The organism is Amycolatopsis albispora, assembly GCF_003312875.1.
GTDB classification, from domain to species: domain Bacteria; phylum Actinomycetota; class Actinomycetes; order Mycobacteriales; family Pseudonocardiaceae; genus Amycolatopsis; species Amycolatopsis albispora.
The window spans coordinates 3780475-3799538 of sequence record NZ_CP015163.1 but is presented as its reverse complement, the minus strand read 5'-3'; the positions used below and the strand labels follow the sequence as shown (position 1 = coordinate 3799538).

The 19064-nt window shown below is 72.6% G+C and carries 20 protein-coding genes; 11 read left to right on the top strand and 9 right to left on the bottom strand.

From position 1 onward, the window contains the following. Positions 1-32 precede the first annotated feature (32 nt). The 5 genes from hisD to A4R43_RS43345 are packed head-to-tail and all read left to right on the top strand — an operon-like array spanning position 33 to position 4370. The gene (gene hisD / locus A4R43_RS17625) at positions 33-1349 is read left to right on the top strand and encodes a histidinol dehydrogenase (protein ID WP_113693331.1); all 1317 of its coding nucleotides are present in this window, start codon (positions 33-35) and stop codon (positions 1347-1349) included. Further along, a complete protein-coding gene (locus A4R43_RS17620) occupies positions 1346-2470 on the top strand; it encodes an aminotransferase class V-fold PLP-dependent enzyme (RefSeq protein ID WP_113693330.1) in 1125 nt (374 codons plus the stop codon). The genes hisD and A4R43_RS17620 overlap by 4 nt, the downstream gene beginning before the upstream one ends. Before the next feature lie 29 nt (positions 2471-2499). Continuing rightward, entirely contained in the window at positions 2500-3615 is a 1116-nt protein-coding gene (locus A4R43_RS17615; protein ID WP_205215360.1) for a histidinol-phosphate transaminase, read from the top strand. Further along, positions 3612-4211: an imidazoleglycerol-phosphate dehydratase HisB gene (gene hisB, locus A4R43_RS17610; RefSeq protein WP_113693329.1), complete on the top strand. Its 600-nt coding sequence runs from the start codon at positions 3612-3614 to the stop codon at positions 4209-4211. The genes A4R43_RS17615 and hisB overlap by 4 nt, the downstream gene beginning before the upstream one ends. Continuing rightward, positions 4212-4370, top strand: coding sequence for a hypothetical protein (locus A4R43_RS43345; RefSeq protein ID WP_205215359.1), 159 nt, complete (start codon positions 4212-4214; stop codon positions 4368-4370). It abuts the gene before it with no gap. Here the strand turns inward: A4R43_RS43345 and A4R43_RS17605 are convergent. The 5 genes from A4R43_RS17605 to soxR are packed head-to-tail and all read right to left on the bottom strand — an operon-like array spanning position 4367 to position 7995. Continuing rightward, positions 4367-4891, bottom strand: coding sequence for an RNA 2'-phosphotransferase (locus tag A4R43_RS17605; protein WP_113693328.1), 525 nt, complete (start codon positions 4889-4891; stop codon positions 4367-4369). The two genes, A4R43_RS43345 and A4R43_RS17605, sit on opposite strands and share 4 nt — an antisense overlap. Next, positions 4891-5202 carry an STAS domain-containing protein gene (locus tag A4R43_RS17600; protein ID WP_113693327.1) on the bottom strand — a complete coding sequence of 104 codons (312 nt, stop codon included), beginning with the start codon at positions 5200-5202 and terminating at the stop codon, positions 4891-4893. Before A4R43_RS17600 ends, A4R43_RS17605 begins: the two co-directional genes overlap by 1 nt. After that, positions 5199-6215: a cobalamin B12-binding domain-containing protein gene (locus tag A4R43_RS17595; protein WP_113693326.1), complete on the bottom strand. Its 1017-nt coding sequence runs from the start codon at positions 6213-6215 to the stop codon at positions 5199-5201. The genes A4R43_RS17600 and A4R43_RS17595 overlap by 4 nt, the downstream gene beginning before the upstream one ends. Continuing rightward, positions 6212-7480: a PP2C family protein-serine/threonine phosphatase gene (locus tag A4R43_RS17590; RefSeq protein ID WP_113693325.1), complete on the bottom strand. Its 1269-nt coding sequence runs from the start codon at positions 7478-7480 to the stop codon at positions 6212-6214. Before A4R43_RS17590 ends, A4R43_RS17595 begins: the two co-directional genes overlap by 4 nt. Before the next feature lie 53 nt (positions 7481-7533). After that, complete coding sequence (soxR, locus tag A4R43_RS17585) at positions 7534-7995, bottom strand: redox-sensitive transcriptional activator SoxR (protein ID WP_113693324.1); 462 nt, start codon at positions 7993-7995, stop codon at positions 7534-7536. 53 nt (positions 7996-8048) lie between these two features. On the opposite strand from soxR, the gene A4R43_RS17580 reads away from it, so the two are divergent. Both A4R43_RS17580 and A4R43_RS17575 read left to right on the top strand, forming a co-directional pair. Continuing rightward, positions 8049-8735: a thiamine pyrophosphate-dependent enzyme gene (locus tag A4R43_RS17580; RefSeq protein ID WP_113693323.1), complete on the top strand. Its 687-nt coding sequence runs from the start codon at positions 8049-8051 to the stop codon at positions 8733-8735. Beyond that, positions 8735-9628 carry a transketolase family protein gene (locus A4R43_RS17575; protein ID WP_113693322.1) on the top strand — a complete coding sequence of 298 codons (894 nt, stop codon included), beginning with the start codon at positions 8735-8737 and terminating at the stop codon, positions 9626-9628. The genes A4R43_RS17580 and A4R43_RS17575 overlap by 1 nt, the downstream gene beginning before the upstream one ends. On the opposite strand, the gene A4R43_RS17570 is transcribed toward A4R43_RS17575, so the two are convergent. After that, complete coding sequence (locus A4R43_RS17570) at positions 9625-10323, bottom strand: PP2C family protein-serine/threonine phosphatase (protein ID WP_113693321.1); 699 nt, start codon at positions 10321-10323, stop codon at positions 9625-9627. The two genes, A4R43_RS17575 and A4R43_RS17570, sit on opposite strands and share 4 nt — an antisense overlap. 66 nt (positions 10324-10389) lie before the next feature. On the opposite strand from A4R43_RS17570, the gene A4R43_RS17565 reads away from it, so the two are divergent. The 3 genes from A4R43_RS17565 to A4R43_RS17555 are packed head-to-tail and all read left to right on the top strand — an operon-like array spanning position 10390 to position 13986. Continuing rightward, on the top strand, positions 10390-11949 hold the full coding sequence (locus A4R43_RS17565; protein WP_113693320.1) for an N-6 DNA methylase: 1560 nt from the start codon (positions 10390-10392) through the stop codon (positions 11947-11949). A gap of 10 nt (positions 11950-11959) precedes the next feature. Continuing rightward, the gene (locus A4R43_RS17560) at positions 11960-12847 is read left to right on the top strand and encodes a serine/threonine-protein kinase (RefSeq protein ID WP_113693319.1); all 888 of its coding nucleotides are present in this window, start codon (positions 11960-11962) and stop codon (positions 12845-12847) included. A 38-nt stretch (positions 12848-12885) separates the two neighbouring features. Beyond that, on the top strand, positions 12886-13986 hold the full coding sequence (locus A4R43_RS17555; protein WP_113693318.1) for a CapA family protein: 1101 nt from the start codon (positions 12886-12888) through the stop codon (positions 13984-13986). Positions 13987-14638: 652 nt separating this feature from the next. Here the strand turns inward: A4R43_RS17555 and A4R43_RS17550 are convergent. From A4R43_RS17550 to A4R43_RS17540, 3 genes are all read right to left on the bottom strand, one after another. Next, entirely contained in the window at positions 14639-15589 is a 951-nt protein-coding gene (locus A4R43_RS17550) for a GlxA family transcriptional regulator (protein WP_113693317.1), read from the bottom strand. Positions 15590-15821: 232 nt separating this feature from the next. After that, a complete protein-coding gene (locus A4R43_RS17545; protein ID WP_113693316.1) occupies positions 15822-16298 on the bottom strand; it encodes a DUF309 domain-containing protein in 477 nt (158 codons plus the stop codon). Between the two features lie 39 nt (positions 16299-16337). Next, on the bottom strand, positions 16338-17987 hold the full coding sequence (locus A4R43_RS17540; RefSeq protein ID WP_113693315.1) for a DEAD/DEAH box helicase: 1650 nt from the start codon (positions 17985-17987) through the stop codon (positions 16338-16340). Between the two features lie 150 nt (positions 17988-18137). Here A4R43_RS17540 and A4R43_RS17535 point away from each other — a divergent pair, with 150 nt between their 5' ends. After that, positions 18138-19061: an acyl-ACP desaturase gene (locus tag A4R43_RS17535; RefSeq protein ID WP_113693314.1), complete on the top strand. Its 924-nt coding sequence runs from the start codon at positions 18138-18140 to the stop codon at positions 19059-19061. Positions 19062-19064: the final 3 nt, after the last annotated feature.

The following is a 19064-nucleotide window of genomic DNA, read 5'->3' as shown; positions in this document are numbered from 1 at the left end:
TCCTCTCCGCCGTCGAAGCTACCCTCGTGCCCATGCTCAACCGCACGGACCTGCGAGGTCGTACCCCGTCCCCCGCCGAACTGCGTGCCGCCCTGCCGCGCGCCGGAACCGACGTGGACGCCGTACTGCATCTGGTCCGCCCGATCGTGGACGCCGTCCGCGACCGGGGTGCCGAGGCCGCGCTCGAGTACGGCGAGCGGTTCGACGGCGTGCGGCCGTCCGCCATCCGCGTGCCCGCCGACGAGCGCGCCCGCGCGCTGGCCGAGCTGGACCCGGCGGTCCGCGAGGCGCTGGAGGAGGCCACCACCCGCGCCCGCAAGGTGCACGCCGACCAGCGCCGCCCCGACGTCACCACCACGGTGGTGGACGGCGGCACGGTCACCGAGCGCTGGGTGCCGGTGGAGCGCGTCGGGCTGTACGCGCCGGGCGGGCTGGCGGTGTACCCGTCGACCGTGGTGATGAACGTGGTCCCGGCGCAGACCGCGGGCGTCGGCTCGCTGGTGCTCTGCTCGCCGCCGCAGGCGGAGTTCGGCGGGCTGCCGCACCCGACCGTGCTGGCCGCGGCCGAGCTGCTCGGCGTGGACGAGGTGTGGGCGGTCGGCGGCGCGCAGGCGGTGGCCCTGCTGGCCTACGGCGGCACCGACACCGACGGCGCCGAGCTGACCCCGGTGGACGTGGTCACCGGGCCGGGCAACATCTACCTGACCGCGGCCAAGCGCCTGCTGCGCGGCCTGATCGGCATCGACTCCGAGGCGGGCCCCACCGAGATCGCGGTGCTCGCCGACGACACCGCCGACCCGGCGCACGTGGCCACCGACCTGATCAGCCAGGCCGAGCACGACCCGCTGGCCGCCAGCGTGCTGGTGACCGACTCCGAGCGGCTCGCCGACGCCGTGGACGCCGAGCTGGCCCGCCGCGTCCCGGCCACCAAGCACACCGAGCGGGTCACCGAAGCGTTGACCGGCAAGCAGTCCGGCATCGTGCTGGTGTCCACTGTGGACGACGGGCTGCGGGTGGTGGACGCCTACGCCGCCGAGCACCTGGAGATCCAGACCGCCGACGCGCGCGCGGTGGCGGCCAGGGTCCGCAACGCGGGGGCGGTTTTTGTCGGCCCGTACGCCCCGGTCTCGCTCGGCGACTACTGCGCCGGGTCGAACCACGTGCTGCCCACCGGCGGTTTCGCGCGGCACTCGTCCGGCCTGTCGGTGCAGAGCTTCCTGCGCGGCATCCACGTGGTCGACTACAGCGAGGAAGCGCTGCGCGAGGTGGCAGGCAAGGTGGTCGCGCTCGCCAACGCCGAAGACCTGCCCGCGCACGGGGAGGCCGTCACCGCGAGGTTCGAGTCGTGATCTTCCTGGACAGCGCCGGTTCCTCGCTGCCGCCGCCCGAGGTGCTCGACGAGGTGATCGGGCACCTGCGGCGGGAGGCCGAGGTCGGCGGCTACCGCGCGGCCGCCGAGCGCGAGGACGACCTGGAACGCGCCTACCCGGTGTTCGCCGAGCTGCTCGGCTGCGAGCCGGACGAGGTCGCCTTCACCGACAGTGCCACCCGGTCCTGGCTGACCCTGGTCGATTCGGTGCCGCTGGCGGCGGGTGACCGCGTGCTGATCAGCGAAGCCGAGTACGGCGCGAACGCGGTCGCGCTGATGCGGCTGACCGAGCTGGCCGGCGCGCGGCTGGAGCTGGTGCCCTCCGACGAGTCCGGCCAGCTGGACGTGGCCGCGTTGCGGAACCTGCTCGACGAGCGGGTCAAGCTGGTCTCGCTGGTGCACGTGCCGACCAACGGCGGCCTGGTGAACCCGGTCCGCGAGGTGGCCGAGGCCGCGCACGAGGCGGGCGCGCTGGTGCTGCTGGACGCCTGCCAGTCGGTCGGCCAGCTGCCGGTGCGGGCGGACGAGCTGGGCGTGGACCTGATCGCCGGCACCGGGCGCAAGTGGCTGCGCGGCCCGCGCGGCACCGGCTTCCTGGTGGTCCGGCGCGCGGTCGCCGACCGGCTGCGGCCGCGGTTGTTCGACCACAGCGGCGCCGACTGGTCGGGGCTGTGGGAGTACCGGTTCCGCCAGGACGCGCGCCTGCACGAGCTGTGGGAGTTCGGCGTGGCCGAGCGGCTCGGCCTGGTCAAGGCCGCCGAACACGCGCTCGGCCTGGGCCTCGACCACATCGCCGCGGAGATCGGCGAGCGGGCGGCGCGGCTGCGGGCCGGGCTGTCCGCGATCCCCGGCGTGGCGGTGCACGACCTCGGGGAGCGGCCGAGCGGCATCGTCACCTTCACCGTCGACGGGCTCGCCCCGGGACGCGTGAAGGACCTGTTGTGGGACAAGGACATCGTGGTCAGCGTGACCTCGGAGGCGTCGACCAGGTTCGACATGGGACGGCGGGGCCTGAGTGCGATGGTCCGGGCGTCACCGCACTACTTCGTCGACCCGGCGCAGCTCGACGAGTTCCTCACCGTGGTGACCGGCCTGCGGTGAGGCCTTCGCCACGCCTTAGGCTGGACCTTGTGGACAAGTTGGACGCTGTGACGCTGGACGCGCTGCCCCTGCGGGAGGACCTGCGCGGCCGCAGCCCGTACGGTGCGCCCCAGCTGGACGTGCCGGTCCGGCTGAACACCAACGAGAACCCGTACCCGCCGCCGGACGCGCTGGTCGAGGACGTGACCGAGGCCGTCCGCGAAGTGGCCGCCGGGCTGCATCGCTACCCCGACCGCGACGCCGTCGAACTGCGCCGCGACCTGGCCGCCTACCTGTCCGTGAGCACCGGCGTGCCGCTGACCGAGCGGCAGCTGTGGGCGGCGAACGGGTCCAACGAGGTGCTCCAGCAGATCCTGCAGGCGTTCGGCGGTCCCGGCCGCAGCGCGCTCGGCTTCGAGCCGTCGTACTCGATGCACCCGATCATCTCGGCGGGCACGCGGACCGAGTGGGTGCCCGCGCCGCGCCGCGACGACTTCACCCTGGACACCGAGGCCGCCGCACGCGTGGTGGCCGAGCGTGCCCCCGACGTGGTGTTCCTGACCAGCCCGAACAACCCGACCGGCGGCTCGATCCCGACCGCCGAGCTGGAGGCGGTGCTGCGGGTGGCGCCGGGCATCGTGGTGGTGGACGAGGCGTACGCCGAGTTCTCCAGCCAGCCGAGCGCGGTGACCCTGCTGGAGCGGTACCCGGCGAAGCTGATCGTCTCGCGCACGATGAGCAAGGCGTTCGCGTTCGCCGGCGGGCGGCTGGGGTACCTGGCCGCCACACCGGCCATTGTGGACGCGCTGCAGCTGGTGCGCCTGCCGTACCACCTGTCGCTGCTGACGCAGGCCGCCGCGCGCGCCGCGCTGCGGCACGCCGACGCCACGCTCGCCTCGGTGGCCAAGCTGGCCGCCGAGCGGGACAGGGTGGCCGACGCGCTGCTCGGCCTCGGCGGCACGCCGGTGCCCAGCGACGCCAACTTCATCCTGTTCGGCCGGTTCGCCGACGCGCACGCCGCCTGGCAGTCCTTTGTGGACCAGGGCGTGCTGATCCGCGACGTGGGCATTCCCGGGCACCTGCGGGTGACCATCGGCACCCCGGAGGAGAACGACGCCTTCCTCGGTGTCGCCAAGGACGTTTTCGCGAAGGAGGTGCCCAGGTGAGCCGCGTGGGCAAGGTGGAACGGACCACCAAGGAGTCCTCGATCTCGGTCCAGCTGGACCTCGACGGCACCGGTGCGGTGGAGATCAGCACCGGCGTGCCGTTCTTCGACCACATGCTCACCGCGTTCGGCGCGCACGGCTCGCTGGACCTGAAGGTGGACGCCACCGGTGACGTGCACATCGACGCGCACCACACGGTCGAGGACACCGCGATCGTGCTGGGCCAGGCGATCCGCCAGGCGCTCGGCGACAAGAAGGGCATCCGCCGCTTCGGCGACGCGTGGATCCCGATGGACGAGACGCTGGCGCACGCCGCGATCGACGTGTCGGGCCGCCCGTACTGCGTGCACCTCGGTGAGCCGGAGCAGTTCAACGCCTTCACCATCGGCGGGAACTACCCGTTCGTGCTGACCCGGCACGTGTTCGACTCGCTGTCGTTCCACGCGCAGATCGCGCTGCACGTGCGGGTCCTGCACGGCCGCGACCCGCACCACATCGCTGAAGCGCAGTACAAGGCGGTGGCCAGGGCGCTGCGTGCGGCGACCGAGGCCGATCCGCGGGCGCAGGGTGTTCCGTCGACCAAGGGTGTGCTGTAGGTGCCGAAGGAATTCATCATCGTCGGCCTGCTGGCCCTGGCCGGTTTCCTGATCGGCGGCGTGTACAGCACGTGGAAGACCGCGAAGGTGCTGGCCGTCCTGCTCGGCGTCGGCGCGGTGCTCGCGGTCGGCGGCGCCATCGCCTGGCTCGCCGGTTAGTCCAGGTATTCGGGCGGCACGGCGTCGGTCAGCCAGACTCCGTTGGCGCTGAGCTGGAACGAGTGCCCGGCCTCGGCCATCCGCCCGGCGGCCACGCGCAGGATCACCGGCGCACCCCGTCGCGCGCCGACGCGTCGCGCGGTTTCCTCGTCGGGGGACAGGTGCACCGCGTGCCGCCGCATCGGGCGCAGGCCCTCCGCGCGGATCGCGGGCAGCGCGGCGGCCACCGTGCCGTGGTACAGGAACTCCGGCGGTTCCGCGGTGGGCAGGCCGAGTTCGACCGCCACGCTGTGGCCCTGGTTCGCGCGGATCCGGGTGCCCGTCCCGTCGAACGAGAACCGCTGTTTGTTGTTGCGTGCCACCACTTCCGTCAGCTGTTCGCGGCTCATGCCGAGTGCTTCGAGCACCGCGCCGACGTCGGCCCAGCCCGCTTCGTCCAGTTCCAGCCCGACCGCGCCGGGGTCGTGACGCAGGTGCCTCGACAGCCGTTTGGACAGCCTGACCAGCCGCTTTTCGTCCATCACCGCAGCACCGGCAGGAAGGAGTTGAGCCCGGTCACCGCGAGCAGCCTGGCCAGGAACGGCGGCACCCGGCTCAGCCGCACCCGCCCGCCACGCGCGGTGGCGTGCTTGTGCGCGGTGATGAACGCGCTCAGCCCGGTCGAGTCCACATAGGTCAGTCCGGCCACGTCGAGCACCAGTTCCCGGTGCCGTGCCGCGAGTTCGGCCAGCGCGTCGCGGAACTCGGCGCCGGTGTGCGCGTCCAGTGCACCCGCGGTGGTGACCACCACCTGCCCGCCGTCCACCGTCACCCGGTAGCTGAATTCCGTCATCGCCAGTGCTCCGTGACCAGTGCGCGTGCCAGCGGGAAGTCCGCCAGCACCCCGGCGAGCAGGTCCCCGAGTTCGGCCACCAGCCGCGGGTCCGCACCGCGGGCGGTGAGCACTTCGGCCACCCACGCCGAGGTTTCCGGGATGGGCCGCGGGTCGCCGGTGAGCAGGGCCGCGCCCACCGCGTGCAGGGACAGGTCGAGCACGTCCTTGGCCACCGACGCCAGGCTGTCGGCCACCACCGGTGCCTTCACCAGCACCTCGGTCGCGAGCGACCACCCGGCCCGCAGCGCGTGCTGCAGGCGCTGGTGCGCCACTTCGAGTTCGGCCTGCTCGGCGGCGGCCGCGGCGGGCAGCGGGGGTGCCGGCGGAACCACCCGGGGCAGCGCCCCGACCGCTTCGACCGCCGCGTAGGCCTCCGGCGCCCATGCCGTCGCACCCAGCGCGAGCGCGCGCCGGCTGTCCCGCCCGAAGCCGGGACCGCCTGCCAGCACCGGGATCCCGGCGGCGGTGGCGGCTTCGACGATCCGGCGGCAGGCGGGCAGCGCGCCCAGCACCGAGCAGCTGACCGCGACCGCGTCCGGGCCGAGGTCGTGCAGGTACTGGTTCAGCCGCGCCGCCGGGGTCGACGCGCCGAGCAGCGTGACGTCCCAGCCGTGCGCGCGCAACGCGTGGCCGACGAGCGACGCGGGCAGCGCGTGCCATTCGCGTTCGGCGCAGGCCACCACCACCCGGCCCCGGCTCACCGGCACGCGGCCCGCGTGCTCGGCCACCACGCCCACCGCCGCGGCGGAAACCCCGGTCGCCGCGTGCTCCCTGGCCACCGTCCATTCCCCGCGCTGCCAGTGCCCGCCGACCGCCCGCTGCCCGGCGGCGATCACCTCGACCAGCACCACCACCGGGTCGGCACCGCGGTCGAGCAGGCCGCCGACCAGCGCGGTGGCGGCCGGCGTGTCCACCGCGTCCAGTGCCCGGCCGAACCTGGTCGCCGCCTCAGCGGTGTCGAATGCGCTCATCGTCCCCAGGTCACCGCGAACAGGGCCATGTCGTCGTGCGGCCGCCCGCCGAGGTACTCGCGGACGTCCTGCTCCACCGCCTCGCACAGGGGCTCCGGCCCGGCTCCGGCGTAGGCGGGCAGCAACTCGGCTAGCCGGTCCATGCCGTAGAAGTCGCCCGCTCCCCGCGCTTCGTAGATGCCGTCGGTGCACAACAGCATGGTGTCGCCGACGTGCAGGCGCACATCGACCTCCCGGTAGGCCAGGTCCGGCAGCACCCCGGCGACCGTGCCGGTGGCCTCGATCTGCTCGATGCTGCCGCCCGCGCGGATGATCACCGGCGGCGGGTGCCCGGCCACGGCCACGCTGGCCACCGCCGAGCTGCCGTCACCGATCGGCCGCAGCCGCACGCACACCACGGCCACGAACCGGCTGGCGTCGGCTTCGTAGAGCACGGTGTTCAACGCGGTCAGCACCCGGGCCGGGCGGCGGTCGAAGTAGGCGGCGGTGCGGATGCTCTGCCGGGTGCGGCCGGTCAGCACGGCGGCCTCCGCGCCCTTGCCGCACACGTCGCCGAGCACCACCAGCCAGTCGTCGCCGGAGCCGAGCACGTCGTAGAAGTCACCGGACAGGTCGAGGTGCTCGGCCGCCGACCGGATCCGCGCGGCGATCCGCGCACCGGGCAGTTCGGGCAGCGCCGGCGGGCGCAATCCGGCCTGCAGCACCGAAGCCACGTGCGTGCGGTCCTCGTAGAGCTGTGCCGAATCGAGCGCCAGCGCGGCGCGGGCGGCCAGTTGCTCGGCGACTGCGACATCCTCGGCGGGAAAGCCCCGGCTCGCGGCGCGGACCAGGATCAGCACGCCGATGGTGGTACCGCGGGCGGTCAGCGGGACCCCGGCGACGTCGGCCGGGCGCAGCGCGGCGGCTTCGGCACGCAACCCGGCGTGCGGGATCATCGTGTCCAGCCCGGTCTCGGCGGCCTCGCCGACGTGCAGCACATCGGTGCGGCCCGCGGTCAGCACGTGGCCGAGGCCGGTTTCCCGGTCGACCCGCGAGGTGGCCGGGGTGGTCGCGGACGGCTCGGCGCCGCCGTGCAGCACCAGCCTGCCGGTGCGGAGTTCGGGCAGCGCGAGCACCGCCCAGTCGGCGAACGCGGGGCAGAGCAGGTCGAGCAGGCGCAACGCGGTCCGGTGCAGGTTCAGCGAGCCGGCCAGCTCGCTGGTGACCCGCTCGGCCAGGCCGGGCCACGGCCCGGTCGCGGCGGGTGCGTCCGTCCCAGGTTGCATCAGGCTCCTTCTCCGGCGATCGCGCCTTCGAGGGTACTTCCCGTGCGCCGGGTTCAGACCCCGCCTTCGGCGGCTGGTTTCAGCAGGCGGGCGCCGGGGCCGAAGCGGGCCATCTGGTCGTCGTGGTTGTAGAGCCCGCAGACGCGCAACGAGAGGCAGCCGCAGCCGACGCAGCCGGTCAGCCGGTCACGCAGGCGCTGCAGCGCGTCGATCCGCGCGTCGATCTCGGCCTGCCAGTTGCGGGAGAGGCGGGTCCAGTCGGCCTTGGTCGGCGCGTGGTCCTTCGGCAGCGTGGACAGCGCTTCGCTGATCTGCTCCAGGCTCAGCCCGACGCGCTGCGCGGCCCGGATGAAGGCGATCCGGCGCAGCACCGACCGGGCGTACCGGCGCTGGTTCCCGGCGGACCGCTCGGAGTGGATCAAGCCCTTGTCCTCGTAGAAGCGCAGGGCGGTGTGGGGCACTCCGCTGCGCTCGGAGACCTGCCCGATGCTGAGGTGGTCGGCGAGTTTGGTCACCCGGCCACCATAGCCTTGACTTCGACTTAGGTCGAGGTTGCACCTTCGTGAACATGACCACCACCGCCACCGGCTACCACGAACTGCCCCGGCTGATCGGCCTGATGACCGGCGACGAGAAGCATGCCGCGGCCGCCACGTCCACTGTAGACGTTCTGTGGGTGCTCTACGACCGGGTGCTCGACATTTCACCGCGGAAGATCGGCGATCCGCGTCGCGACCGCTTCCTGCTGTCGAAGGGGCACGGACCGATGGCCTACTACGCCGTCCTCGCCGCGAAGGGCTTCATCCGCGAGGCGGACCTGCTCGGCTGGGCGGGCGTGGAGTCGAAGCTGGGCATGCACCCGGACCGGGTCCGCGTGCCGGGCGTGGAGATCTCCAGCGGCTCGCTCGGGCACGGGCTCGGCCTGGCCATCGGGGAGGTCTACGGCCTGCGGGCGCAGCGGATCGGGGCGCGGGTGGTGGTGCTCGTCGGCGACGCCGAACTCGACGAGGGGTCCAACCACGAGGCGATCGCGCTGGCCGGGCGCGAGGGCATGGCGGCGCTGACCGCGGTGGTGGTGGACAACCGGTCCGCCAGCCACGGCTGGCCCGGCGGCATCGGGCGGCGGTTCGAGGTGGAGGGCTGGACGGCCAGGACGGTCGACGGCCGCGACCACGAAGCGCTCTACGAAGCCTTCACCGCGCCGCACCCCGGCCGCCCGCTGGCCGTGATCGCCGAAGTGGAGGCGAAGAACTGATGGTGAGCATGCGTGACGCGTTTGCGTCCACAATGGACGAAGCAATGGCGGTGGACCCGCGGCTGGCGCTGGTGCTCGCCGACATCTCGGTGGATCGGGTGCGCCCGGTGCAGCGCCGCCACCCGAACCGGGTGATCAACGTCGGCATCCGGGAGCAGTTGCTGGTCGGGGTCGCGGGCGGGCTGGCGCTGTCCGGGATGCGGCCGGTGGTGCACACCTTCGCGTCGTTCCTGGTGGAGCGCCCGTTCGAGCAGGTGAAACTGGACCTCGGGCACCAGGGCGTCGGCGCGGTGCTGGTTTCCTCCGGCGCCTCGTACGACATGTCCTACGCCGGGCGCACCCACCAGTCGCCGGGGGACGTGGCGCTGATGGACTCGCTGCCCGGCTGGACCGTGCACGTGCCCGGCCACCCGGCCGAGGCACGCAGGCTGCTCTGCGAATCGCTGCCCGGCGACAGCAGTGTCTACTTGCGACTGTCCGAAGCGGTCAACGCGGAACCGTTCATCGGCGTGGGTTTCCAGGCGCTGCGCCGGGGGAGCGCCGGGGTGGTGCTCGCGGTCGGGCCGATGCTGGACCGGGTGCTCGCGGCCACCGCGACGCTGGACGTCACCGTGCTGTACGCCTCGACGGTCCGCCCGTTCGACGCGGCCGGGCTGCGGGCGGCGGTGGACGCGTCGAGCGCGAACGTGGTGCTCGTCGAGCCCTATCTCGCCGGTACTTCGGCGCACCAGGTCGCCGAAGCGCTCGATGACCGGCCGCACCGCCTGCGGTCGCTGGGCGTGCGCCGCGACCGCGAAGTGCGGATCTACGGCGGCATGGCCGATCACGACGTGGCACACGGCCTCGACGAGCAGGGCATCGCCGCGTCCGTGCGGGCTTTCCTCGGCCGCTAGCGGTAGTCCGCCAGCACGCAGGTGATGTTGTCCGGCCCGCCGCCCGCGTTGGCCAGCTCGATCAGCTGGTGCACCGCGGCCTCGGGGTCGGCGACCGCGTCGAGCACCTCGCGGATGGCTTCGTCGCGCACCACGTCGGTCAGCCCGTCGCTGCAGAGCAGGTACCGGTCGCCGGGCACGGCCTCGTGCTCGGACAGGTCGGGCTCGTGCGTGGTGCCGCTCTGCAGGGCTCGCACCAGCATCGACCGCCGCGGGTGCACCTCGGCCTCCTCCGGCGTGATGCGCCCTTCGTCGACCAGGGTCTGGACCAGCGTGTGGTCGCGGGTCATCTGGTACAGGATGCTGTCCCGCAGCAGGTAACCCCGTGAGTCGCCGATGTGCGCGAGGCCGAAGCGCGGGCCGTCCCACAGCATCGCGGTGACCGTGGTGCCCGCACCGGCCGGCGCGTGCTCGTTGAGCCGCCTGCCCGCCTCCGCGACCGCTGCGGCGAGCGCGCCGGTGAGGTCTTCGTGTGGCTCCTTGTCCAGTTCGCGCAGGGCGTCGACGGCGAGCGCGCTGGCCACCTCCCCGCTGGTGTGCCCGCCCATGCCGTCGGCGAGCACGAGCACCCGGGAACCCGCGTAGGCGGCGTCTTCGTTGCCCTTGCGGTTGAGCCCTGGATCCGTGCCGACCACCGCACGGAGTTCGTGTGTCATGCCACCAGTAGAGCATGGTGTGAACTCAATACACAAGTCATTGGTTCGTGGATTAGCATGTCCGTTATGAACCAGGAAGCGACCGTGACCGCCGGCGACATCGCGCGGCTGGTCGACGTCGGCCGGGCCGCGGTGAGCAACTGGCGCCGCCGGTACGACGACTTCCCGCGCCCGGTGGGCGGTACCGCCTCCAGCCCGCTGTTCTCCCTGGCCGAGGTCGAGGACTGGTTGCGCCGCAACGGTAAGCGGTTCGAGGTTTCGCGCGCGGAGCGGGTCTGGCAACGGCTGCGCGCGGCGGCCGACGACCTCGGCCTCGGCGAGCTGGTCGCGGACACCGGGGCGGCGCTGGAGAACGGTGGCTTCCGCGCGGACGAGCAGCTCACCGGCGCGGTCGCGGAACTGGGCGGCCGCGAGGTGTTCGAATTCCTCTACGAGCGCTACCAGGAGGTGCACGCCCGGCGGCTGCCGGTGACGCCGGGCCCGATCGCCGAGCTGATGGCGCGGCTAGCGGGCCGGGTGGACACCGTTTTCGACCCGGCCTGCGGCACCGGCGCGCTGCTGCTGGCCGCCGCCGCGCCCCACGCGTTCGGCCAGGATCTCGACGAGACGGCTGCCGCGATGGCGGGCACGCGCCTGCGCCTGGCCGGGATCGACGCGCGCGTGGTCGCCGGTGATTCGCTGCGGCACGACGCTTTCGACGCCGAACTCGCCGACGCCGTGCTGTGCGACCCGCCGCTCAACGAACGCGCTTGGGGGCACGAGGAACTGGCCGGGGACGCGCGCTGGGAGTACGGCGTGCCGCCGCGTGGGGAGCCGGAACTCGCGTGGGTGCAGCACTGCCTGGCGCACGTGCGGCCCGGCGGCACGGTGGCCATCCTGCTGCCGCCCGCCGTGGCTGGCCGCCGTTCCGGGCGCCGGATCCGCGGGAACCTGTTGCGTGCCGGGGCTTTGCGCGCGGTGGTGACCATGCCCGACGGCACGCGGGACCTGTGGTTGCTGCGCCGCCCGGAACCCGGCAGCGGCGCGGACCGGGTGCTGCTGATGGAGTCCACAGAGGACTTTTCGGCGGTGGAAAAGGCTTGGGGCGAACCGGAATCCTGGCCCACCCGGGTGATCGACCTGCTCGACGACGACGTGGACCTGAGCCCGGCGCGGCACCGCGGTTCCGAAGGCGGGGAAAGCTTCGTGGCCGCGCTGGCCGGATTCCGCGCGCTGGGACTGGAACCGCCGGACCTCGGCGTGTTCGAGCAGGACCGGTCGTGGCCGTTGACGACCATCGGTGAGCTGATCAAAGCCGGGCTGGTGCGCAAGTCCGGGGCGGGCGTGCCGGTGAAATCTCCGGCGGGCACCGAATACCGCGTCGATCCCGAGCGCATCGACCCGGATTTCCTGGCCGGGCTGCTGCGCTCGGCCATGCACCGGATGACCTCCAACTCGACCCGGCTGGACCTGCGGCGGGTGCGCGTGCCCCGGCTCCCGCTGGCCGAGCAGCGCGCGTACGGCCTCGCGTTCCGGCGCCTCGCGGAGTTCGAGGCGGCGCTGGCGGAGGCGGCCGGACTGGGGGAAAGGCTGGTGCGGCTAGGCTTCGACGGACTGGCGGACGGTCACCTGCAACCGGGTTCCTAGGGAGGGTCGCATGCTCATCGCCGATCGGTATGAGCTGGACGACCTGCCGCTGGGCCAGGGCGGGATGGGCGCGGTGCACGCCGGGCACGACAAGCACCTCGGGCGCCGGGTGGCGGTGAAGTTCCTGCGCCTGCCCGGTGGCCCCGACGACGAGCTGGAACGCCGGTTCGTGCGCGAGGCGCGGATCCTGGCGCGGCTGGAGCACGCCGGGGTGCCGGTGCTCTACGACTTCGGCATGTTCGAGCAGCGGTTGTTCCAGGTCATGCAGTTCATCGACGGGGTGACGGTGGCCGATCTGGTCGGCGAGCACGGGCCGCTGCCGGTGCCGTGGGCGGCGGCCATCGCCGCGCAGGCCAGCGCGGTGCTCGCGGCCGCGCACCAGCTGTCGATCTGCCACCGCGACCTCAAGCCGACCAACCTGATGCTCTGCCCGGACGGCAGCGTCAAGGTGCTCGACTTCGGGCTGGCCATGCTGCGTGAGGCGGATGTGGCGCAGTTCACCAGGGCCGGGCAGATCCTCGGCACGCCCGCATACATGGCGCCCGAGCAGATCCAGCGCGGGGTGGCCGAGCCGCGCAGCGATCTGTACGCGCTGGGGTGCGTGCTGCACGAGATGCTGACCGGGAACCAGCTGTTCACCGGGCCGACCGCGTTCGCGGTGTTCGAGAAGCAGGTCAGGGAGCAGCCGCCGCGGCTGCCGGGGGAGTTGGGCGCGCTGCTCGGGCAGGTGCTGGCGAAGGCGCCGGAGGACCGGCCGTCGACCGCGGCGGAGTTGTTCGAGCGGCTGCGGCCGTTCACCGCGGACCCGCCGATGCTGCCCGGGTACCTGACGCCGTCGGTCAGCCCGGCGCGGATGTACGCCAGCATGGTGGGGCAGTTGCACGGTATGGGAGGGTGACCACCGGTCCGTGGTCGTCTGGATGGGGAGCGCACTCGATGGAGCGACGGTTCGTTTCGGCTGCCCTCCTCGGTGCGCTGCTGGTGACCGGCTGTAGTTCTCCGCCGGAGAGCCCGCCCACGGTCGAGCCACCGGCTGTTGCTCCGCCTCCTGGCTTCTCGGTGGTCGCCACCGGTGACGTGCTGGTGCACCCGGCGCTGACCGACCAGGCCGAGGCCGACGGCGGTGGCAAGCTCGACTTCCGGCCGCAGTTCGACGGTGTCCGCCCGGTGGTTTCGGGCGCGGACCTGGGGTTGTGCCATCTCGAGGTGCCGCTGGCCGACCCCGGCGGGCCGTACAGCGGGTACCCCTCGTTCAACGCGCCGCCGGAGATCGCCGGGGCGCTGAAGGAAACCGGGTACGACGCGTGCTCGACGGCCTCGAACCACACGCTGGACCAGGGCGAGGACGGGGTGAAGCGCACGCTCGACGGCCTGGACGCGGCCGGGCTGAAGCACACCGGCTCGGCGCGGACGTCGAAGGAAGCGGGCACGCCGCTGGTGCTGGACGCGGCGGGCACGAAGGTCGGGCACGTGTCGTTCACGTTCGGGTTCAACGGGATCGAGCTGCCCGACGGCAAGCCGTGGATGTCGAACCAACTGGACGCGGCGGACGTGCTCGCGGCCGCGCGCAAAACCCGTGAGGCGGGCGCGGAAGTGGTGATCGCGAGCCTGCACTGGGGCACGGAGTACCGCGCGGAGCCGACGAAGGAGCAGACCGCGTTGGCGGAAAAGCTGCTCAAGGACGAGTCGATCGACCTGATCATCGGGCATCACGCGCATGTGGTGCAGCCGATCGAGAAGATCGGGTCGAAGTGGGTGGCCTACGGGCTGGGCAACCACATCGCGAAGCATTCGGAGCCGCGGGGCACGACGGAGGAGGGCGTGGCCGCCCGGTTCCACTTCACGAAGAAGGACGGGGCGTGGGCGGTCGACCGCGCCGAGTACGTGCCTACGCTGGTGGAGCTGGGGCCGCCCATTCGACTGGTCGATGCCACCGTTGCCGAGACGCCAAGGCAGCGGGAGGCGCTGGCCCGTACGGATGAGGTCGTCCTCAGCCGAAACGCCGCCGCCGACGGCCTCACCCGCCCAGGCAAGTAACCCACCCCTTCACCACGGCGGTCGCCACCCCTTCGTGGTGGACACGAATGTGGCCTTGGGAGCGGCGTCGCGGACACGAATGTGGCTTTCGGGGCAAAATCGGCCCCGAAAGCCACATTCGTGTCTTGGGGCGAGCCGCTCAGGCGGCCCCCGCGTGCGGCCGAGCCGCGGGGCGACGCGTCCGGTGCCGTGCCCCGAAAGCCACATTCGTGTCGTGGGGCGGGCTGTTGGGGCGTGCCTGCGTGCGCTGAGCCGTGGAGCGATGCGTCTGGTGCTGTGCCCCCACCGCCACATTCGTGCGGGGCGGGTCGTTCGGGTCGCGCCTACGTGCGCTGAATCGTGGGGCGGCATTCGGGGGCTGTGCTCCGACCACCACATTCGTGTTGTGGGGCGGGCCGTTGGCGGCCGTGCCTGTGTGTGCTGAGTGGTGGGTGGTGCGTTCGGTGCTGTGCCCCGAAAGCCACATTCGTGTCCGGGGCGGGCTGTTCGGGCGCGCCTGCATGTGTTGTGTCGTGGGGCGGCGTTCGGGGGCTGTGCTCCGAAAGCCACATTCGTGTTCTAGGCGAACCGTTCGGGGCGCGCCCGCGTGCGCCGAGCCGTGGGCCGGTGAATCCGGGCCGTGCAAGGAAAGCCGCGTTCATGGCGGCGGGTATCAACCGGGGGCGAAGCTGCGGCGGTAGTCCTTGGGCGACACGCCGACCACACGGTGGAAGTGGTGCCGCAGCAACGCCGCCGTGCCGAAGCCGGTTTCGGCGGCGATTTCGTCCACGTTCAGCGTGGTTTCCTCCAGCAGCCGCCGGGCGTGCAGGACGCGTTGCGTGGAAAGCCACCGGTTCGGCGTCGTGCCGGTTTCGGCGGCGAAGCGGCGGGCGAAGGTGCGTTCCGACATTTTCGCCCGGCGCGCCAGGCTGGCCACGGTGTGCTCGACGGTCAGGTTTTCCAGCAGCCACGCCAGAAGCGGCTGCAGGCTGTCCCCGGTGCACTCCGGGATCGGCGTCTCCACGAACTGCCGCTGCCCGCCCTCCCGCTGCGGCGCCACCACCATCCGGCGCGCGATGAGGGTCGCGACCTCCGAACCCAGCTCCCGCCGCACCAGGTGCAGGCACGCGTCGATGCCCGACGCTGTCCCAGCGCTGGTGATCAGGTCCCCGTCGTCGACAAAAAGCACATCCGGATCCAGCGAAGTCTTCGGGAACCGCTCGGCGAACGCCTTGGCGTGCCGCCAGTGCGTGGTGCACCGCCTGCCGTCGAGCAGGCCCGTCGCCCCGAGGAAGAACGCACCGCTGCACACCGTCAGCACGGTCGCCCCGCGCGCGCTGGCCGCGCACACCGCTTGGAGCGGCGCCTCGGGATAGGCGTCGCGAATGTCGTACGCGGGCAGCGCCACCAGGTCGGCGCCCTCGAGCCCGCCCAGCCCGTGGTCCGGCGTGAGCGACATGCCCATGCTCGTCCGCACCGGCTGCCCGGCGCGTTCACCGCACACCCGGAACTCGATCGGCGGCACCCCGCCGTCGGTCCGGTCCACACCGAACACCTCGCACAGCACACCCAGCTCGAACGGCGCGACCCCGTCGATCACCAGCGCGGCCACCGTCTTCAGCATGCCCGCAGCGTAGTTGGCAGGATTTTGCCGCACAAGGTCAGATCTGCCACTGTTGGCAGCAATTGCTCGGGCGAACAATTCATGCCATGAGTTATGTCGTGCTGATCCTGCTGCTGGCCCTGTCCGCCTACGCCATCGAACGCAACCACCGCCGCCAGGCCCGGCCGTCCCACACCGGCAGCGGGCACACCGAGGACCGCGACCTCGCCAGGGTCCGGACCGAACTAGCCGCTCAGGCCGTCCGCGCCAGCCGGGGTGCCGCCCGCTCCGGCTCGACCACCGCCGGCTGCGTCTCCAGCTCCGCGGCCAGCTTGGCCGCCCACTGAACCAGCCCCGCGATGTCGATGCCGTACGGCTCGTCCGCGCGGTACGGCTCGATGTTCGCGGCGCCGCGGCGCAGCAGGGAAGCGCCGCCGACCGCGTTGCCGCGAGCGGCGTGCGTCAGCCCGACGGCGAGCTGGGCCATGCCGCGCCACAGCCCCTCCTCCGCCTCGGGACCGGTTTTCCAGGCGTCCTCGAACACCTCGTGCGCGTGGAACGGCATCCCGGCGTCGAGCAGCCGCTGCGCCTCGGCCAGCGTCTCCGCCGGGGTGCGCTCGACGCCTTCCGGCTGACGCTCCACCCCTGGTGAGCCATAGGGCAGCGGGCGTCCGAGGCCGTCCCTCGGCCTCGCGTTGCGCGCCCGCCCTTCTGGATCACGGTCTCGCATACCCGGATTCTCGCACGCGCCCCCGACAGTTTGGGGACGTCAGCGAACGCGGCGGCCCGCGCGGCTGCCCGCGGAGAACTTCGCGGCGCCGGATGCCCCAGGCGCGCCCGAGCGCTGGGGGCGCTGGTTGCCCGTCTTCGGCTGCGCCTTGGCTGGTGGCTGCTGGTCACGCTGGCCCTTGGGTTGCGACCGGCCTGGTGCCTGCGCTCGGCCCTGCTGCGCCGGTGCCCCGGAGCGGGACTGGCCGCCGGACCGCGCCTGCGCCCCGGACCGCGACTGGCCGTTGGAGCGTGCCTGCCCACCGGAAGAAGCCTGCGCACCCGAGCGCGACTGCCCACCGGAACGTGCCGCTGCCCCGGAACGTGACTGGCCGCCCGAACGAGCCTGCGCACCGGAATGCGCCTGGCCCCCGGAGCGCGCCCCCGAGCGGGCTTGGCCGCCGGTACGAGCCGTCGGGCGGGTTTTGGCGGCGGCCTTGGGCGGCGCCTTCGGTGCCTTCGCCGCCGGTTTCACCACCGACCGCTCACCCGGCGCCAGCTCGGCCAGCAGCGGGTGCCCCGCGTCGAGCCGGGTCGTTTTCGGCTTGATCCCGGCCTTGCGCGTGAGATCGCGCACATCCGGCACCTGCTCGTCGGTCATCAGCGTGACCACCGTGCCCGACGCCCCGGCCCGCGCGGTGCGGCCCGAGCGGTGCAGGTACGCCTTGTGCTCCACCGGCGGATCCGCGTGGATCACCAGCGTCACGTCGTCGACGTGGATGCCGCGTGCCGCGATGTCGGTGGCCACCAGCGCCTTCGCCGTGCCGTCGGAGAACGCGGCCAGGTTGCGGGTGCGCGCGTTCTGCCCGAGGTTGCCGTGCAGCTCGACCGCGGGCACCCCGGCCGCCACCAGTTTCCGCGTGAGCGCCTTGGCCCGGTACTTCGTGCGCGTGAACACCAGGGTGCGCCCCGGCGCCGAGGTCAGGTCGACGAGCACCGGCAGCCTGTCGTCCTCGTGCACGTGGAGCACGTGGTGCGTCATCGTGGCCACCGGCGACTGCGCCGAATCCACGCTGTGCGTCACCGGATCGGTGAGGTAGCGCCGGACGATGACGTCGACGCCCGCGTCCAGGGTGGCCGAGAACAGCAGGCGCTGACCGTCCCTCGGCGTGGCGTCGAGAATGCGCCGGACGGCGGGCAGGAAACCGAGGTCCGCCATGTGGTCGGCCTCGTCGAGCACGGTGGTCTCGATCGCGTCGAGGTGCGCGTGCCCGGACGCCACGTGGTCGTTGAGCCTGCCGGGACAGGCGATCACGATGTCCACACCCGCCTTCAGCGCGGCGATCTGCGGATTCGCGCCGACCCCGCCGAACACGGTCATCGTGCGCAGCGAGAGCGCCTTGGCCAGCGGCGCCATCGACGCCTCGATCTGGGTGACCAGTTCCCGCGTCGGCGCCAGGATCAGCGCGCGCGGGCGTCCCGGCCGCCGTTTGACCGGCTTCGCCGCGAGGCGCGCGAGCACGGGCAGCGCGAAGGCGTAGGTCTTGCCGGACCCGGTGCGGCCGCGGCCGAGCACGTCGCGCCCGGACAGCGAGTGCGGCAGCGTGGCCGCCTGGATCGGGAACGGGGTGAGCACGCCCTGCTCGGCGAGTGCGGCGATCAGTGGCGCGGGAAGGCCGAGATCGGCGAACTCCTGCTGGCGGCCCGACATGTGTGCTCCGAACGTGGAAGGGGCCGCGATGCCCGCCGCCAGTGCCTCCAGTGTATTCGGCCGCCTCCGGCGGCTCGCGGCGGTTGCTGGTTACGGTGGCGAAGGTTACGGTTGCGTAGGTTCACTTCCTCCTGCCGGAAGGCCTGGCCCATGCCGATTTCCGAGACCACCCGACTGCTGCTCGAACTCGAACCCGTCGCCGAGGCGAACCTCAACCGGCACCTCGAAGTGGCCAAGGAGTGGATGCCGCACGAGTACGTGCCGTGGAGCCTCGGGCGCAACTTCGCCGACCTGGGCGGCGAGCCGTGGGAGCCCGGCCAGTCCGAGGTCCCGGCGATCGCGCGCACCGCGCTCGAGGTGAACCTGCTCACCGAGGACAACCTGCCCAGCTACCACCGCGAGATCGAGCGCGCCTTCGGCCGGGACGGCGCCTGGGGCACCTGGGTGCACCGCTGGACCGCCGAGGAGGGCCGCCACGGCATCTGCCTGCGCGACTACCTGCTGGTGACCAGGGCGGTCGACCCGGTCGAGCTGGAGCGCGCCCGGATGGCCACCATGCAGGCGGGGTACGACAGCGAGGACAAGCCGCTGCTGCGCGTGTTCGCCTACGTGTCGTTCCAGGAGCTGGCGACCCGCCTTTCGCACCGCAACACCGGGCGGTACACGCAGGACCCGATCGCGGACAAGCTGCTGGCCAGGGTCTCGATGGACGAGAACTTGCACATGATCTTCTACCGGAACCTGGTCACCGCGGCGCTCGAGGTGACCCCGGACGCGATGGTCCGCGCGATCACCGACGAGGTGGTCGGCTTCCAGATGCCCGGCAGCATCATCCCCGGGTTCGTGCGCAAGGCCGCGCAGATCGCCAAGGCCGGGATCTACGACCTGCGCATCCACCACGACGAGGTGATCTGGCCGCTGCTGCGGCACTGGCGCGTCTTCGAGCTGGAGGGCCTCGGCGAGGAGGGCGAGCGGGCGCGGGACGAGCTGCACGAGTTCCTGACCGGGCTGGAGAAGCAGGCCACGCGGTTCGTCGAACGCCGGGCGCAGGCGCTCGCGCGGCAGCCCGGCTGAAAG

Coding starts and splice junctions, on each gene's coding strand:
- A4R43_RS17595 (WP_113693326.1), bottom strand. CDS start 6,215: ATGAGCGCATTCGACACCGCTGAGGCGGCGACCAGGTTCGGCCGGGCA.
- A4R43_RS17550 (WP_113693317.1), bottom strand. CDS start 15,589: ATGCTGAAGACGGTGGCCGCGCTGGTGATCGACGGGGTCGCGCCGTTC.
- A4R43_RS17605 (WP_113693328.1), bottom strand. CDS start 4,891: ATGGACGAAAAGCGGCTGGTCAGGCTGTCCAAACGGCTGTCGAGGCAC.
- A4R43_RS17600 (WP_113693327.1), bottom strand. CDS start 5,202: ATGACGGAATTCAGCTACCGGGTGACGGTGGACGGCGGGCAGGTGGTG.
- A4R43_RS17580 (WP_113693323.1), top strand. CDS start 8,049: ATGACCACCACCGCCACCGGCTACCACGAACTGCCCCGGCTGATCGGC.
- A4R43_RS17570 (WP_113693321.1), bottom strand. CDS start 10,323: ATGACACACGAACTCCGTGCGGTGGTCGGCACGGATCCAGGGCTCAAC.
- A4R43_RS17560 (WP_113693319.1), top strand. CDS start 11,960: ATGCTCATCGCCGATCGGTATGAGCTGGACGACCTGCCGCTGGGCCAG.
- A4R43_RS17555 (WP_113693318.1), top strand. CDS start 12,886: ATGGAGCGACGGTTCGTTTCGGCTGCCCTCCTCGGTGCGCTGCTGGTG.
- A4R43_RS17535 (WP_113693314.1), top strand. CDS start 18,138: ATGCCGATTTCCGAGACCACCCGACTGCTGCTCGAACTCGAACCCGTC.
- A4R43_RS17545 (WP_113693316.1), bottom strand. CDS start 16,298: ATGCGAGACCGTGATCCAGAAGGGCGGGCGCGCAACGCGAGGCCGAGG.
- A4R43_RS17565 (WP_113693320.1), top strand. CDS start 10,390: ATGAACCAGGAAGCGACCGTGACCGCCGGCGACATCGCGCGGCTGGTC.
- A4R43_RS17575 (WP_113693322.1), top strand. CDS start 8,735: ATGGTGAGCATGCGTGACGCGTTTGCGTCCACAATGGACGAAGCAATG.
- hisD (WP_113693331.1), top strand. CDS start 33: ATGCTCAACCGCACGGACCTGCGAGGTCGTACCCCGTCCCCCGCCGAA.
- A4R43_RS17590 (WP_113693325.1), bottom strand. CDS start 7,480: ATGCAACCTGGGACGGACGCACCCGCCGCGACCGGGCCGTGGCCCGGC.
- A4R43_RS17540 (WP_113693315.1), bottom strand. CDS start 17,987: ATGTCGGGCCGCCAGCAGGAGTTCGCCGATCTCGGCCTTCCCGCGCCA.